Origin of the sequence: Streptomyces sp. BK239, assembly GCF_004217285.1 — a bacterium.
Taxonomy (GTDB): domain Bacteria; phylum Actinomycetota; class Actinomycetes; order Streptomycetales; family Streptomycetaceae; genus Streptomyces.
The window spans coordinates 133,607-149,682 of record NZ_SHKS01000005.1 but is presented as its reverse complement, the minus strand read 5'-3'; the positions used below and the strand labels follow the sequence as shown (position 1 = coordinate 149,682).

The following is a 16,076-nucleotide window of genomic DNA, read 5'->3' as shown; positions in this document are numbered from 1 at the left end:
AACGCACACCATGGCGACGCGCACCACGCCAACCCGCGGGACGCCCTCCCCGGGGACGCCACCCGAGGGCGGAACCACCCGCAGCGCGGGCACGCCGAGCCCCCTTCGACCAGGATCCGGAGCCGCAGCATGACCCTCTGCCTGATCCTGCTCAGCGTCGTCGCCCTGACGGCCGCCCTGCCGGCTCCGCGCGCGCTGACCCGGGCCGAGTGGCCCGAGCGGGAGCCGGTGGTCGCCCTGTGGGTGTGGCAGTGCCTGGTCGCCACGGTCCTGCTGTGCTGTCTGACGGCGTTGGTCCTGGGCGCCGCCGCCGTCTTCCACACCGTCCGCGCGCAGGTCTTCGCCCCCGCCCCGCCGGCGGTGACCGAGGCGTACGACCTCTCCACCGCCCCCGTGTGGGCGAGCGTCCTCACCCTGCTGCTGGCCTGCGGGGCCGCCTGGACCACCGCGATGCTCGCCCGCGAGCTGGTCGAGGCACGCCGGCGTCGCGGCCGGACCCGCGCTCATCTGCGCGAGCGCGCCCCCGACCTCCCGGCGGGGCTGCCCTCCGCGCGAGGCCCGCTCCTCGTGCTCGAGGACGACTACCCGGACGCCTGGTGGATGCCCGGCCATCCTCCCCAACTGATCGTGACCACCGGTGCTCTGCACCGCCTCACCTCCCTTCAACTCGACGCGGTCCTCACCCATGAGCGCGATCACGCCCGCGCCCACCACGACTGGCTGCTGCACCTGTCGACCGCGCTGGCCACCGGCTTCCCGCGCATCCCCCTGTTCGCCCACTTCTGCGACCAGACGCACCGCCTGGTCGAACTCGCCGCCGACGACACGGCGTCCCGCCGCTGCGGTCACCTGACGACCGCGCTGGCCCTGATCGAGCTGAACCAGCACCGAGGCGTCCTGTCCTGCGCGTCCAGTCACCGCCTCCTGGGGGAACGCGTGGACCGCCTCCTCCAGCCGCCTCCCCGGCTGCTGCGCCGACAGCGCGCACTGACGACGACGGTGGCCGCCCTCGTCCCCCTGCTGCCGCTGCTGATCACCTTCGCGCCAGGCCTCACCGCGCTGGGCTGAGCCGCCGACGCCGGTCACGCCGGTGGCAGATCTTCCCCCCGCGGAACACAAAGCACCAGGTCACCGCATCGCCTTTCGGTTCGTCAGGTGGCGCAACAGTTCTGCAACACCACAATTCCGACCGGATAGGTATGGTCCAGAACATGCCACCGACCGACCGCATCCGAGACCACGCCGGACAGGGCGCGACCACCGTCGCCGCCCACCGGACGCGTCGCCGGCTGCGCGCGGACCAGGCTCGCCAGCTCGCCGACCTCCTGCGCCGCCAGCTCCTCACCGGCGGCTTCCCGAGCGGCACGCTGCCCCACGAATCGGCGCTCGCCACCGACTACCGCGCCTCCCGCAACACCGTCCGCCAGGCCCTGGACCTGCTGCGGGCGGAGGGCCTCGTGGAACGCCTGCCCGGCGTCGGCACGGTCGTGGTCGCCGAGAAGTACCCGCACGGACTCGACCGCCTGATGGGCCTCGCCGAAACCCTGCACGAACACGGCCACGTCACCAACGAGGTGCGCAACCTCGGTCCCGTACCCGCGCCGGCCCCGGTGGCAGACCGCCTCCACGTCCCGCCCGGCGCCGACGTGCTCTACATCGAACGCCTGCGCCGCCTTGGCGGCATCCCCCTCTCCCTCGACCTCACCTACGTCCCGCTCGACCTCGGCACCGCCCTGCTCGGCGCCGACCTGGAGAACAACGACGTCTTCCGCCTGCTGGAGACCGTCACCGGCCGGCGCCTCGGCCACGCGGAGATCACCCTGGAGGCGGTGACGGCCGACGCCCACTCCGCCGCCGTACTGGAGGCGCCGCGCGGTGCGGCCGTCCTGATGCTGGAACGCCTCACCCACCTCGACGACGGCCGCCCGGTCGATCTGGAGTTCATCCGCTTCCGCGGCGACCGCATCTCGATGAGCGGTCTGCTGCACCGCTCCCGCTGACGCCTCCCCTGCCCCGCCCGATCCACCCGCCCCTCACCGACCTGCCCCGACCAGCCATCCGCTCGCCCCTTTCCTCCGCTTTCACCCCTGCCCGTCCGCTCTCACCCCTTCATCGTTCCGCGGGGTCCGATCGGTTCACCGCCGCGCGATTCCTCTCGCGAGCCATTCCCTGGAGACAGCCATGCCCTTGGTCCCCCAGCGGGCCGACGTGCCCGTGACCATCGACGAGTCGAAGTGCATCGACGGCTGCACCCTCTGCGTGGACATGTGTCCGCTGGACTCCCTCGCCATCGACGAGAGCAACGGCAAGGCGTACATGCACGTCGACGAGTGCTGGTACTGCGGCCCGTGCGCGGCCCGCTGTCCCACCGGAGCCGTCACGGTCAACATGCCCTACCTGCTCCGGTGAGAGGTCCCACCCCCATGAAACGCATCGCGCTCGACGTGAAACGCACAGCGGCCGCCGTCGGCGCCGCCGCGCTCCTGCTGCCGCTCGCCGCCTGCGGCGGCAGCGCGGAGGCCGGCGACGGCAAGACGGTCACCGTCACCGTCGGCTACCAGTCCAAGACCATCAACACGGTCACCGCCGGCACCCTCCTGCGCTCCCTCGGCTACTTCGAGAAGCAGCTCAACGCGCTCGGCGACGGCACCACCTACAAGGTGAAGTGGCAGGACTTCGCCACCGGCGCGCCGATCACCGCCCAGATGACCGCGGGAAAGATCGACATCGGCTCGATGGGCGACTTCCCCCTCCTCATCAACGCGGCCCGCGGCAAGCAGCTCGACCAGCCCACCCGCCTGGTCTCGATCACCGGTTACAACCTCCGCGGCGGCCTCAACACCATCGTCACCGCTCCCGACTCCCAGCTCGCCTCGCTGACGGACCTCAAGGGCAAGAAGGTCTCCACGAGCGTGGGCTCGGCCGCCGACGGCACTCTCGTCCGGGCCCTGCAACGCGCCGGCCTCGACCCCGACAAGGACATCGACAAGCTCAACCAGCAGCCCGCCGTGGGGGCGTCCGCGCTCTCCGCGGGCAGCGCGGACGCCCTCTCCCAGTTCGTCGCCTGGCCCGGTCTGCTCGCCTTCCAGGGCAAGGCCAAGGCCCTCTACGACGGCGCCCAGCTGAACCTCCCGACCTTCCACGGCGTCACCGCCCGCGAGAACTTCGCGAAGGACCGTCCGGCCGTGCTCGAAGCGTTCCTGAAGGCGCAGGCCCAGGCGACCGACTACCTCGACGCACACCCCGTGGCCGCCGCCGAGTCGGTCGCCAAGGCCACCGGCCTGCCCGCCGAGGTCGTCTACCTCTACAACGGCGACCACGGCATCTCCACCTTCGACCCCTCCGTCAAACCGCAGCTCGTCGCCGCTCTCAAGGACGACGTGTCGATCCTCGAGGCGGCGAAGCTGACCGGGGACGTGGACGTGGACTCCTTCGTCGACGACCAGTACGTCAAGAAGGCCCTCGGCGCCTCCTACGGCAAGCGGCTCGCCGCCACGCCCCCGCCGGCCGCGAGCGAGGTGTGGCCCAAGGGCGCCTCCGAGACCCGTTCCTTCGCCTCGCCCGCGCAACTCCTCGCCTACGTGGCCGCACACCGAGACGCCGTCCGCGCCGCCTACGTCCCCGACGCCACCACCGGCACCCTCTGGTTCGCCGACAAGGCCGTCTGGGTGACGGACGGAGCCAACCTGGTGCCGTTCGTCGCCCCGGCGACCGCGCAGGCCTACATCGGCGCCCACAGCGGCGCACGCGTCATCACATACGCGGAGGCCCTGGAGCGTGCCGCGTGAGCCGGCCCGCCCCACGCGTGGGCCGCTACGCCCTCCGGCTGCTCTCCCTCGCCGCCGCCCTCGGTCTGTGGCAGCTGCTGACCAGCCTGGACGTCGACCTGTGGCTGCGTTTCTCGCAGTTCCCGACGGTCACCGAGGTCGCCCACGCCTTCGCCGACCGCCTGGCCGGCGGCGACTACTGGACCGACCTCGCCGACAGCCTCACCCGCATCCTCACCGGGTTCCTCCTGGCCGCCGTCCTGGGAGTGGCCACGGGCGTGCTCGTGGCGCGTTCACGGCTCGCCGAGGACCTGCTCGGCCCGGTCCTCGAAGTCGTCCGCCCGATCCCGGCGATCGCCCTGGTCCCCGTCGCGATCCTGCTCTTCCCCTCCAACGAGCAGGGCATCGTCTTCATCACCTTCACCGCCGCGTTCTTCCCCGTCCTGGTGTCCACGCGCCACGCGGTCCGGGCGCTCACCCCCGTCTGGGAGGAGGCGGTGAGCACCATGGGCGGCGGCCGGTGGCGGATCCTCGGCTCCGTCGTCCTGCCGGGGGCGCTGCCCGGCATCTTCGGCGGCCTGTCGGTCGGCATCGGCGTGTCGTGGATCTGCGTGATCTCCGCAGAGATGATCTCCGGCCAGTACGGCGTCGGCTACCGCACCTGGCAGGACTACACGATCGTCAACTACCCGGGCGTCTTCGTCGGCATGGTCACCATCGGCGTGCTCGGCTGGCTCACCTCCACCGCCGTGGAGCTCCTGGGCCGCCGGCTGACCCGCTGGCTGCCCAGGACGTCGTACGTCCCCGGGGCCCGGCTCCGCACCCCCCGGGCCGGCGCGCCGACGCCGTCCGCTGCCGCCCCCGCGGCCAAGGGATCCGCTCGCAGGGGCTCCGTGCTCGGGGGATCCCCGCGCCGGGGTTCCGCATCCGACGCCGAGGAGGCACGCGATGAGCACCTCGTCTGAGACGTCCGAGCGCCGCGCGCAGGGCGAAACAACCGCCGGCGCCGAGGTCAGGCAGGCCCCGGCTACGCCCACGCCGTCACCGGGCCGCGGCACCCGGCTCACTTTCCGCGCCGCCACGCTCGGCCGCCCCGACGCCCCGGCCCTGTCCGGCGTCGACCTCGACATCGCGCCGGGCGAGATCCTCACCGTCGTCGGCCCCTCGGGCTGCGGCAAGTCGACGCTGCTGCGCACGCTGGCCGGACTGCTGCCCACCCTCGCCGGAACCGTGGAACAGGACGGCAGGCCGATCACCGGCCCCGAGGCGGACCGCGCGCTGGTCTTCCAGGAGGACGCCCTCCTGCCCTGGCGCACCCTGCGCTCCAACGTCGAACTCCCGCTCGCCATCCAGGGGCTGCCGCGCGCGCAGCGCAGGGAACAAGCGCAGTCCTGGCTCGGCCGTGTCGGACTGGCCGACCTGACCCGGCAGTTGCCCCACCGCGTCTCCGGCGGACAGCGCCAGCGCGCCCAGTTGGCGCGCGCCCTGGCCGGCCGTCCGCGTGCCGTCCTCATGGACGAACCGTTCGGCGCGCTCGACGCGCAGACTCGCGCGGGGATGCAGGACCTGCTGGTGGAAGTGCTGCACGGGACGGGCGCGACCGTCGTCTTCGTCACCCATGACGTGGACGAGGCCCTGTTCCTCGGCGACCGCGTCGCCCTGCTCGGCGCGGGCGGTCTCGCCGCCGTCCGGGACGTCCCACGCCCACGCGACCGCTCCGCCCACGACGACCCCGCGCGCGTGGCCCTGCGGCACGACGTCCTCACCCCCCTCGGCTCGTGAAAGGCACCCCGGTGGCCACCCCCGTCAACACACCCCCCGCCAACGCCCTCGCGCAGATCCCCGCGCTCGCCGACGCCGAGGAACTGAGCTGCGACGTCCTCGTCATCGGCGGCGGCACCGCCGGCACCATGGCGGCGCTGACCGCGGCCGAACAGGGCGCGAACGTCCTGCTGCTGGAGAAGGCGCACGTGCGCCACTCGGGCGCGCTCGCCATGGGCATGGACGGCGTCAACAACGCGGTCATCCCGGGCCGCGCCGAACCCGACGACTACGTCGCCGAGATCACCCGCGCCAACGACGGAATCGTCGACCAGTCCACCGTCCGCCAGACCGCCACCCGCGGATTCGCCATGGTGCAGCGGCTGGAGTCGTACGGCGTGAAGTTCGAGAAGGACGAGCACGGTGAGTACGCGGTCCGCCAGGTCCACCGCTCCGGTTCCTACGTCCTGCCCATGCCGGAGGGCAAGGACGTCAAGAAGGTGCTGTACCGGCAGCTCCGGCGGCGGGAGATGCGGGAGCGGATCCGCATCGAGAACCGGGTGATGCCGGTGCGCGTGCTCACGGCCGAGGGGCGCGCCGTGGGCGCCGCGGGCTTCAACACCCGCACCGGTCAGTTCGTGACGGTCCGCGCGGGCGCGGTCATCCTCGCGACCGGACCGTGCGGCCGGCTCGGCCTGCCCGCCTCCGGCTACCTGTACGGCACGTACGAGAACCCGACCAACGCGGGCGACGGCTACGCCATGGCGTACCACGCGGGCGCCGAGCTGACCGGCATCGAGTGCTTCCAGATCAACCCGCTGATCAAGGACTACAACGGCCCGGCCTGCGCCTACGTCGCCAACCCCTTCGGCGGCTACCAGGTCAACCGGCACGGCGAGCGCTTCGTCGACTCCGACTACTGGTCGGGCCAGATGATGGCGGAGTTCGCGGCCGAGGTCGCCTCCGACCGGGGGCCCGTGTACCTGAAGCTGAGCCATCTCCCCGAGGAGTCGGTCTCCGCGCTGGAGTCGATCCTGCACACCACCGAGCGCCCCACCCGAGGCACCTTCCACTCCGGCCGCGGCCACGACTACCGCACCCACGACATCGAGATGCACATCTCCGAGATCGGCCTGTGCGGCGGGCACTCCGCCTCCGGCGTCCGCGTCGACGACCACGCCCGCACGACCGTGCCCCGCCTGTACGCCGCCGGTGACCTGGCCTGCGTCCCGCACAACTACATGATCGGCGCGTTCGTCTACGGCGACCTCGCCGGCTCCGACGCCGCGCAGTACCGCGCGTACGAGGGCGACCTGCCCGCCGAGCAGCTCCGGGAGGCGCACGAGCTGGTCTACCGCCCGCTGCGCAACCCGGACGGCGCGCCGCAGACCCAGGTCGAGTACAAGCTGCGCCGCTTCGTGAACGACTACGTGGCCCCGCCGAAGTCGGGCGCCCGGCTCTCCCTGGCCCTGGAGGCGTTCGAGCGCATGCACGACGACATCGCGGCGATGGGCGCGCACACCCCGCACGAACTCATGCGCTGCGCCGAGGTCACCTTCATCCGCGACTGCGCAGAGATGGCCGCGCGCGCCTCCCTCGCCCGTACGGAGTCCCGCTGGGGCCTCTACCACGACCGCCTCGACCACCCCGGCCGCGACGACGCCTCCTGGTTCCACCACCTCGATCTGCACAAGTCCCCCTCTGGCACCATGGAGTTCACGGCCCGTCCCGTGGCCCCCTATCTGGTCCCGGTCGAGGAGTTCACCCCCGTCGGCGGCCCTTCCCGGCATCTCGGCGAGGTCCACGCCGAGGACGTGGCAACGGCCGGCTCGCGCGAGGTGGCGCCCGTGGCGACCCACCCCGGTGGGACCTCGCCGTCGCCCGACGACGTCGAATCCCCCGCCCTTCCGGTCACCGGGCCCGCCCCGGAAGAGTCCTCGTCCCGCCTCCTCACCCTGGTCGCCCTCGCCGAGGAACAGCCCGACCTCGACGCCCTGCGCCCCTATCTCACCGATCCGGCCCCCGCTGTCCGGCGCGAGGCGGTCTCCGTCCTGACCGAGACGGTCCCGCCCGGCACCGGGACCGCACTCGCCGGGGCGCTGCGGGACACCGCCCCCGAGGTGCGGGCCGCCGCCGCGGCGTCACTGCGCGAACTCGTCGAGACCCTGCCGCCCGAACCGGCCCTGCGCGACGGCCTCTCCGCCGCTCTGGCCGAGCCCGACCCCGTCGTCCGCGCCGCCGCGCTCGACGTGCTGCGCGCGCTGCGCCTGGGCGACGCCGGTCTGTTCGCGGGCTCCCTCGCGGACGCCGACATCACCGTCCGCATCGAGGCGGTCCGCGCTCTGGTCTCCGTCGACGCCGCCGCCGAACTCGCCCACGCGGCCCCCGCCGACCCGTCCCGCGAGGTCCGCGTCACCCTCGCCAAGGCCCTGGCCACCGTGGCCGCGGGCCGCCTGGCCGACGCCCCGTCGAACGGCTCCGCCGCCGGCCCCAGCACCGACTCCGACGCCGACACCGGCCCGGGCGGGAGCACGGACACCCTGACACGAGCCGACGTCACCTCCGTCCGCACTGCCCTCACCTCCCTCATCGCCGATCCCGACGCCCTGGTCCGCGCGGCCGCCTACGGGGCGCTCGGCACCACCGGCTGCCCCGCACCGCTCGCCGCTGCCGCGGTGAGCGCCCTGGGCGACCCGGCGTGGCAGGTCCGGGCCGGCGCCGCCACCGCCCTGTCCGCCACGGACCCCGACACAGCGGTTCCGGTGCTCGCCAAGGCCCTGGCCGACCCGAACGGCGACGTCCGCAAGGCCGCCGTGCTGGCCCTGACCCGACACCGCGCCACCGACGCCGCCAGGGCAGCCCTCGCCACGGCGACGACGGACACGGACGCGGACGTCAGGGCGTACGCGGCGCGGGGGCTCTGAGGCCGTCCGAGCACACCCGACCGCGCGGAGAGCGGGGTGGGCGCCTCCTCCAGGCGTCACCGCTTTCCACGCCGGATGGCGGCGGGCGGAAAGCCGGCGCGTCAGACCTGGGCCAACGGCAGGGCAGTGAGGTCGGAGAGGGGCCACTGGAGGGCAGAGAGGTGCACGCTGCCCTTACGGCGAGGCGCTCAAGCTACACCGTGCCCACCGGTTCGATGGTCCCGACGATCAACGCCGGCGCCTCCGTGGCGAGCCCTATATCCAGTCCTCCGGTTCCGGCTCCTCCGCCATCTCCGGCCAGTCGTCCGCGCCGTCCGGCCCGCCCTTCCCCTGGGCGGACTGCGGTGCCGAGCCCGGCGCGCCGCCCAGCGAGGCCAGGACCGCGACCACGCCCTCCCCGTACGTCGCCAGCTTCTTCTCGCCGACTCCGCTGATCCCGCCGAGCTGCCCCACCGACGTCGGCCACACCGTGGCGATCTCCCGCAGCGTCGCGTCGTGGAAGATGACATACGCCGGGACGCCCTGCTCGCGGGCCTGTTCCGCGCGCCAGGCACGCAGGGCCTCGAACGCGGGGAGCAGTTCCTCGGGCAGCTCGGCCGCGACCGTCTTGGCCTTGCGGTCGCCGCGCCCGGCGGAGGACGCTCCCGCCTTGGCCGCCGTCGGCTTCTTGGGCTCCTTTCGCAGCGGGACCTCCCGCTCCCTGCGCAGCACCGCCCCGCTGGCCTCGGTCAGCACCAGCGTGCCGTACTCCCCCTCGACCGCGAGCAGCCCCTGGGCCAGCAACTGGCGCACCACTCCGCGCCATTCGCCCTCGGCCAGGTCCTCGCCGATGCCGAACACGGAGAGCTGGTCGTGGTCGAACTGGATCACCTTGGCCGTGCGCCGGCCCAGCAGGATGTCGACGATCTGCACCGCGCCGAACTTCTGCCCACGCTCGCGTTGCAGCCGCACCACCGTCGACAGCACCTTCTGCGCGGCGACGGTGCCGTCCCAGGTCTCGGGTGCGGTGAGGCAGGTGTCGCAGTTGCCGCATGCCTCGGTGGCGGCATCCTGGCCGAAGTAGGCGAGGAGCTGGCCGCGGCGGCAGGCGACCGTCTCGCACAGCGCCAGCATGGAGTCCAGGTGGGCGGCGGCTCGCCGCCGGAACGCCTCGTCGCCTTCCCCCGACTGGATCAGCTTGCGCTGCTGGATGACGTCGTTGAGGCCGTAGGCCATCCAGGCCGTCGAAGGGAGCCCGTCGCGCCCCGCGCGGCCCGTCTCCTGGTAGTAGCCCTCGATGGACTTGGGCAGGTCGAGATGAGCGACGAACCGCACGTCCGGCTTGTCGATGCCCATGCCGAAGGCGATGGTCGCCACCACGACCAGGCCCTCCTCGCGCAGGAACCGCGACTGGTGCGCCGCACGCGTGCCAGCGTCCAGGCCCGCGTGGTACGGCACCGCCTCCACGCCGTTGCGGGAGAGGAACTCGGCCGTCTTCTCCACGGAGTTGCGGGAGAGGCAGTACACGATGCCCGCGTCGCCGGCGTGCTCCTCTCGCAAGAAGTTCAGCAGCTGCTTCTTCGGGTCGGACTTCGGCACGATCCGGTACTGGATGTTGGGCCGGTCGAAGCTGGCCACGAAGTGCCGGGCCGCCGGCATGTTGAGCCGCTGGGTGAGCTCCTGGTGGGTCGCACGCGTGGCCGTCGCCGTGAGGGCGATCCTCGGGACGTCCGGCCAGCGCTCGCCCAGCAGGGACAGGGCCAGGTAGTCGGGGCGGAAGTCGTGCCCCCACTGGGACACACAGTGCGCCTCGTCGATCGCGAAGAGGGCGATCTTGCCGCGGGAGAGCAACTCCAGCGTGGAGTCCAGGCGCAGCCGCTCCGGTGCGAGGTACAGCAGGTCCAGCTCGCCGGCGAGGAACTCGGCCTCGACCATGCGCCGCTCGTCGAAGTCCTGCGTGGAGTTCATGAACCCGGCGCGCACGCCCAGGGCCCGCAGTGCGTCCACCTGGTCCTGCATGAGCGCGATCAGCGGTGAGACGACTATGCCCGTACCCGCTCTGACCAGGGACGGGATCTGGTAGCAGAGGGACTTGCCGCCGCCGGTCGGCATGAGGACGACCGCGTCCCCGCCGGCCACCACGTGCTCGACGACAGCTTCCTGTTCTCCACGGAAGGCGTCGTACCCGAAGACCCGGTGCAGCGTGGCCAGCGCCTCGCTCTCCGTACCCGGCAACTCCCTGACGTCTGTCATCTCCCTGATCCCGCCCGTCCCGCCCATCGTCTCGTCCCCCGTACGTCGTCCCTCGACCACTGCCTCCACCATAGGCGTCAGGACTGACACCGCCGGAGTTATCCACAGGCTCGCCCCGGCACACGGCTCGGCCCGGCGCCCCGTGAGCGGGGGCCGGGCCGAACCGAGGGCGGCAGGAGCCTCGGGCGGTGTCAGCGCACGAAGACGCCCGCCTGTCCCGCCAGATCCAGGAAGTACTGCGGTGCCACGCCGAGGACCACGGTCACCGCCAGGCCCACCGCGATCGCCGTCGTCGTCAGCGGTGACGGCACGGCGACGGTCGGGCCCTCCGGTCGCGGTTCGCTGAAGAACATCAGCACGATGACACGGATGTAGAAGAACGCGGCGATCGCCGAGGAGATCACACCGACCACGACCAGCGGTGCCGCACCGCCTTCCGCCGCCGCCTTGAACACGGCGAACTTCCCGGCGAAACCGCTGGTCAGCGGGATGCCGGCGAAGGCGAGCAGGAACACCGCGAACACCGCCGCCACCAAGGGCGAGCGACGGCCCAGCCCGGCCCACTTGGACAGGTGGGTGGCCTCGCCGCCGGCGTCGCGCACCAGGGTGACCACGGCGAACGCGCCGATCGTCACGAAGGAGTACGCGGCGAGGTAGAAGAGGACGGAGGAGACTCCGTCAGGGGTGGTCGCGATGACACCCGCGAGGATGAATCCGGCGTGGGCGATCGACGAGTACGCCAGAAGCCGCTTGATGTCGGTCTGCGTGATCGCGACGATCGCGCCGCCCAGCATGGTGACGATCGCCACGCCCCACATCACCGGCCGCCAGTCCCAGCGCAGGCCGGGCAGGACGACGTACAGGATCCGCAGCAGCGCGCCGAAGGCGGCCACCTTGGTCGCGGCGGCCATGAAGCCGGTGACCGGCGTGGGCGCGCCCTGGTAGACGTCGGGCGTCCACATGTGGAACGGCACCGCGCCCACCTTGAACAGCAGGCCCATGACGATCATGGCGGCGCCGATGAGGAGCAGCGCGTCGTTGCCCATGGTGTCGGCGAGCGCCGGGCTCACGTCGGTGACCGTGCCGTCGACGACCTGCGCGACGGTCGCGTAGGAGACCGAGCCGGCGTACCCGTAGACGAGGGCGATGCCGAACAGCGTGAACGCCGAGGCGAACGCGCCCAGCAGGAAGTACTTGACCGCGGCCTCCTGCGACATGAGCCGCTTGCGACGGGCCAGCGCGCACAGGAGGTACAGCGGGAGCGAGAAGACTTCCAGGGCGATGAAGAGGGTCAGCAGGTCGTTGGCCGACGGGAAGACCAGCATGCCCGCGACCGCGAACAGCAGGAGCGGGAAGACCTCGGTCGTGGTGAAACCGGCCTTCACCGCCGCCTTCTCGCTGTCGCTGCCCGGCACCGAGGCGGCCTGGGCGGCGAAGGAGTCGACGCGGTTGCCGTGGGATTCGGGGTCCAGCCGCCGTTCGGCGAAGGTGAACAGGCCGACCAGGGCGGCCAGCAGGATCGTGCCCTGCAGGAACAGGGCCGGCCCGTCGACGGCGATCGCTCCCATCGCGGCGATGCGTGCCTTGGTCGTGCCGTAACCGTCCGCCGCGAGAGCCACGACCGCGGCGAAGGCGGCGGCCAGGGCGACGACGGAGACGAACAGTTGCGCGTAGTAGCGGTGCTTGCGCGGGACGAGTGCCTCGACCAGCACCCCGACGATCGCCGCTCCCACGACGATCAGGGTGGGCGACAGCTGTGCGTATTCGATCTTCGGCGCGTCGATCTTCGAGATCGGGTCGGCCGCGGTTGTCCACAGGCTGTGGACGACTGCTGTGCTCACTTGGCCGCCTCCACCTCGGGCTGGGGGTCCTTCTTCTGTACGTCGGACAGGGTCTGTTTGACCGCCGGGTCGACGATGTCCGTCACGGGCTTCGGGTAGACGCCCAGGATGATCAGCAGTGCGATCAGGGGGGCGACGACCACGAGTTCACGCGCGCGGAGGTCCGGCATCGCGGAGACCTCCGGTTTCACCGGGCCGGTCATGGTCCTCTGGTAGAGGACCAGGGTGTAGAGCGCGGCCAGGACGATGCCCGAGGTGGCGATGACGCCGATCACCGGATACCGCGAGAACGTGCCGACCAGCACCAGGAACTCGCTCACGAACGGGGCGAGTCCGGGCAGCGACAAGGTCGCCAGACCACCGATGAGGAACGTGCCGGCGAGCACCGGAGCGACCTTCTGCACCCCGCCGTAGTCGGCGATGAGCCGCGAGCCGCGCCGCGAGATCAGGAAGCCGGCGACCAGCATGAGCGCGGCGGTGGAGATGCCGTGGTTGACCATGTAGAGCGTCGCACCGGACTGGCCCTGGCTGGTCATCGCGAAGATGCCCAGGATGATGAAGCCGAAGTGCGAGATCGACGCGTAGGCCACCAGCCGCTTGAGGTCGCGCTGGCCCACGGCGAGCAGCGCCCCGTAGACGATGCTGACGACGGCGAGGACGAGGATGACGGGCGTCGCCCACTTCGACGCCTCCGGGAAGAGCTGGAGGCAGAAGCGGAGCATCGCGAACGTGCCCACCTTGTCGACGACCGCCGTGATGAGGACGGCGACCGGCGCGGTGGACTCGCCCATGGCGTTGGGCAGCCAGGTGTGCAGCGGCCACAGGGGCGCCTTGACCGCGAAGGCGAAGAAGAAGCCCAGGAACAGCCAGCGTTCGGTGTTCGTCGCCATGTCGAGGGAGCCGTTGGCCCGCGCTGCGGCGATCTCCGTGAGCGAGAAGCTCCCGGCGACCACGTACAGCCCGATCACCGCGGCCAGCATGATCAGCCCGCCCACGAGGTTGTAGAGCAGGAACTTCACGGCGGCGTACGTGCGTTGCGTGGACGCCGCCTGTTCGCCGTGTTCGTGGGCACGGTCCCCGAAGCCGCCGATGAGGAAGTACATCGGGATGAGCATGGCTTCGAAGAAGATGTAGAAGAGGAAGACGTCGGTGGCCTCGAAGGAGATGATCACCATCGCCTCGACGGCCAGGATCAGGGCGAAGAAGCCCTGCGTCGGCCGCCAGCGCCTGCTGCCGGTCTCCAGCGGGTCGGCGTCGTTCCAGCCCGCCAGGATGATGAACGGGATCAGCAGTGTGGTGAGCGCGATGAGCGCCACCGCGATGCCGTCCACGCCCAGTTCGTAGCGGACGCCGAAGTCCTTGATCCAGGAGTGGGACTCGGTGAGCTGGTAGCGGTCGCCGTCCGGGTCGAAGCGGACCAGGACGACGACCGCCAGGGCGAGTGTGGCGAGCGAGACGAGCAGCGCCAGGGACTTGGCGGCGTTGCGCCGCGCGGCGGGCACGGCGGCCGTCGCGATCGCCCCGATCGCGGGGAGCGCGGCCGTCGCTGTCAGGAGGGGAAAGGACATCGGTATCAGACCGCCCTCATCAGCAGGGTCGCGGCGATGAGGACCGCCGCACCGCCGAACATCGAGACCGCGTAGGACCGCGCGAAGCCGTTCTGCAGCTTGCGCATGCGCCCGGAGAGGCCGCCGACCGAGGCCGCGGTGCCGTTGACGACGCCGTCGACCAGGGTGTGGTCGACGTAGACCAGGGACCGCGTGAGGTGCTCGCCGCCGCGCACCAGGACGACGTGGTTGAAGTCGTCCTGGAACAGGTCCCGCCGGGCGGCCCGGGTGAGCAGCGATCCGCGCGGGGCGACGACCGGGACGGGGCGGCGGCCGTACTGGGCGTAGGCGACGGCGACGCCCAGGATCATCACGGCCACCGTGGACAACGTGACCGTCAGGGCGCTGACCGGCGGGTGCCCGTGTTCGAAACCGGTGACGGGCTCCAGCCAGTGCACGAAGCGCTCACCGATGCTGAAGAAGCCGCCGGCGAAGACCGATCCGACGGCCAGCACGATCATCGGGGCCGTCATCACCTTGGGCGACTCGTGCGGGTGCGGCTCGCCGTGTTCGCCGTGGTGTTCGGCGGCGGGCTCCGCGCTCGGCGCCTCGGGGGAGCGGGTGGGCTGGTTCTTCCAGCGCTCCTCGCCGAAGAACGTCATCAGCATCACGCGCGTCATGTAGTACGCGGTGATGGCCGCGCCCAGCAGCGCGCAGCCGCCGAGGATCCAGCCCTCGGCGCCCCCCTTGGCGAACGCCGCCTCGATGATCTTGTCCTTGGAGAAGAAGCCGGACAGACCCGGGAAGCCGATGATCGCGAGGTAGCCGAGGCCGAAGGTGACGAAGGTGATCGGCATGTACTTGCGCAGGCCGCCGTACTTGCGCATGTCGACCTCGTCGTTCATGCCGTGCATCACCGAGCCCGCCCCGAGGAACAGGCCCGCCTTGAAGAAGCCGTGCGTGACCAGGTGCATGATCGCGAAGGCGTAGCCGATGGGGCCGAGGCCGGCGGCGAGGACCATGTAGCCGATCTGCGACATGGTCGAGCCGGCCAGCGCCTTCTTGATGTCGTCCTTCGCGCAACCGACGATCGCACCGAACAGGAGCGTGACGGCGCCGACGACCGTGACGACGAGCTGCGCGTCGGGGGCCGCGTTGAAGATCGCCGCGGAGCGGACGATCAGGTAGACGCCCGCGGTCACCATGGTCGCCGCGTGGATGAGGGCGGAGACCGGCGTCGGGCCCTCCATGGCGTCCCCGAGCCAGGACTGCAGCGGCACCTGGGCGGACTTGCCGCAGGCCGCGAGCAGCAGCATCAGGGCGATCGCCGTGAGCTGTCCCTCGGTGGCGTCCCCGGCGAGCCCGGGCTTCTCCTGAGTACCGAGGAGCGGGCCGAAGGCGAAGGTGCCGAACGTGGTGAACATCAGCATGATGGCGATCGACAGGCCCACGTCGCCGACTCGGTTGACCAGGAAGGCCTTCTTCGCGGCGGTGGCGGCGCTCGGCTTGTGCTGCCAGAAGCCGATGAGCAGGTACGAGGCGAGACCGACGCCCTCCCAGCCGACGTACAGCAGCAGGTAGTTGTCGGCGAGGACGAGCAGCAGCATCGCCGCGAGGAACAGGTTGAGGTAGCCGAAGAAGCGGCGGCGGCGCTCGTCGTGCTCCATGTACCCGACCGAGTACAGGTGGATCAGCGAGCCCACGCCCGTGATCAGCAGTACGAAGGTCATCGACAGCTGGTCGACGCGGAAGGCGACGTCCGCCTGGAAGCCCCCGACGGGGATCCAGCTGAACAGGTGCTGTGTCAGCGTGCGGTCGTCGGCCTCCTTGCCGAGCATGTCGGCGAAGAGGACGAGGCCGATCACGAAGGAGGCGGCCGCGAACACGGTGCCGACCCACTGGCCGACGGCGTCGAGCCTGCGGCCGCCGAGCAGCAGGACCGCCGCTCCGAGCAGGGGCGCCGCGACGAGCAGCGCAATCAGGTTGTCCACGATTCTTCCGACC

General features: G+C 71.6%; 11 protein-coding genes. 7 read left to right on the top strand and 4 right to left on the bottom strand.

What is annotated here, in order from left to right; translation table 11 throughout:
* The first annotated feature begins 129 nt into the window (after window positions 1–129).
* The 7 genes from EV567_RS17070 to EV567_RS17040 all read left to right on the top strand — a co-directional run bounded on the left by EV567_RS17070 (window position 130) and on the right by EV567_RS17040 (window position 8,452).
* A complete protein-coding gene (locus EV567_RS17070; RefSeq protein WP_130440928.1) occupies window positions 130–1,068 on the top strand; it encodes a M56 family metallopeptidase in 939 nt (312 codons plus the stop codon).
* Between the two features lie 143 nt (window positions 1,069–1,211).
* Window positions 1,212–2,000 carry a GntR family transcriptional regulator gene (locus EV567_RS17065; RefSeq protein WP_130440926.1) on the top strand — a complete coding sequence of 263 codons (789 nt, stop codon included), beginning with the start codon at window positions 1,212–1,214 and terminating at the stop codon, window positions 1,998–2,000.
* Between the two features lie 181 nt (window positions 2,001–2,181).
* Complete coding sequence (locus EV567_RS17060; RefSeq protein ID WP_030790138.1) at window positions 2,182–2,409, top strand: ferredoxin family protein; 228 nt, start codon at window positions 2,182–2,184, stop codon at window positions 2,407–2,409.
* Between the two features lie 14 nt (window positions 2,410–2,423).
* Window positions 2,424–3,788 carry an ABC transporter substrate-binding protein gene (locus EV567_RS17055; protein WP_130440924.1) on the top strand — a complete coding sequence of 455 codons (1,365 nt, stop codon included), beginning with the start codon at window positions 2,424–2,426 and terminating at the stop codon, window positions 3,786–3,788.
* Complete coding sequence (locus tag EV567_RS17050; protein ID WP_130440922.1) at window positions 3,785–4,732, top strand: ABC transporter permease; 948 nt, start codon at window positions 3,785–3,787, stop codon at window positions 4,730–4,732. The genes EV567_RS17055 and EV567_RS17050 overlap by 4 nt, the downstream gene beginning before the upstream one ends.
* Complete coding sequence (locus tag EV567_RS17045) at window positions 4,716–5,549, top strand: ABC transporter ATP-binding protein (protein WP_130440920.1); 834 nt, start codon at window positions 4,716–4,718, stop codon at window positions 5,547–5,549. The genes EV567_RS17050 and EV567_RS17045 overlap by 17 nt, the downstream gene beginning before the upstream one ends.
* Window positions 5,550–5,560: 11 nt before the next feature.
* Window positions 5,561–8,452: a fumarate reductase/succinate dehydrogenase flavoprotein subunit gene (locus tag EV567_RS17040; RefSeq protein WP_130441666.1), complete on the top strand. Its 2,892-nt coding sequence runs from the start codon at window positions 5,561–5,563 to the stop codon at window positions 8,450–8,452.
* A 255-nt stretch (window positions 8,453–8,707) separates the two neighbouring features.
* Here the strand turns inward: EV567_RS17040 and recQ are convergent, their stop codons facing one another.
* From recQ to nuoL, 4 genes are all read right to left on the bottom strand, one after another.
* A complete protein-coding gene (gene recQ, locus EV567_RS17035; protein WP_130441664.1) occupies window positions 8,708–10,711 on the bottom strand; it encodes a DNA helicase RecQ in 2,004 nt (667 codons plus the stop codon).
* A gap of 164 nt (window positions 10,712–10,875) precedes the next feature.
* Window positions 10,876–12,525 carry an NADH-quinone oxidoreductase subunit NuoN gene (gene nuoN / locus EV567_RS17030; RefSeq protein ID WP_130440918.1) on the bottom strand — a complete coding sequence of 550 codons (1,650 nt, stop codon included), beginning with the start codon at window positions 12,523–12,525 and terminating at the stop codon, window positions 10,876–10,878.
* Complete coding sequence (locus EV567_RS17025) at window positions 12,522–14,093, bottom strand: NADH-quinone oxidoreductase subunit M (protein ID WP_130440916.1); 1,572 nt, start codon at window positions 14,091–14,093, stop codon at window positions 12,522–12,524. Before EV567_RS17025 ends, nuoN begins: the two co-directional genes overlap by 4 nt.
* A gap of 5 nt (window positions 14,094–14,098) precedes the next feature.
* Window positions 14,099–16,063 (bottom strand): NADH-quinone oxidoreductase subunit L, encoded by a 1,965-nt coding sequence (gene nuoL, locus EV567_RS17020; protein WP_130440914.1) that lies wholly within the window; start codon window positions 16,061–16,063, stop codon window positions 14,099–14,101.
* Window positions 16,064–16,076: the final 13 nt, after the last annotated feature.

Coding starts and splice junctions, on each gene's coding strand:
- EV567_RS17060 (WP_030790138.1), top strand. CDS start 2,182: ATGCCCTTGGTCCCCCAGCGGGCCGACGTGCCCGTGACCATCGACGAG.
- EV567_RS17070 (WP_130440928.1), top strand. CDS start 130: ATGACCCTCTGCCTGATCCTGCTCAGCGTCGTCGCCCTGACGGCCGCC.
- recQ (WP_130441664.1), bottom strand. CDS start 10,711: ATGGGCGGGACGGGCGGGATCAGGGAGATGACAGACGTCAGGGAGTTG.
- EV567_RS17045 (WP_130440920.1), top strand. CDS start 4,716: ATGAGCACCTCGTCTGAGACGTCCGAGCGCCGCGCGCAGGGCGAAACA.
- EV567_RS17065 (WP_130440926.1), top strand. CDS start 1,212: ATGCCACCGACCGACCGCATCCGAGACCACGCCGGACAGGGCGCGACC.
- EV567_RS17055 (WP_130440924.1), top strand. CDS start 2,424: ATGAAACGCATCGCGCTCGACGTGAAACGCACAGCGGCCGCCGTCGGC.
- EV567_RS17025 (WP_130440916.1), bottom strand. CDS start 14,093: ATGTCCTTTCCCCTCCTGACAGCGACGGCCGCGCTCCCCGCGATCGGG.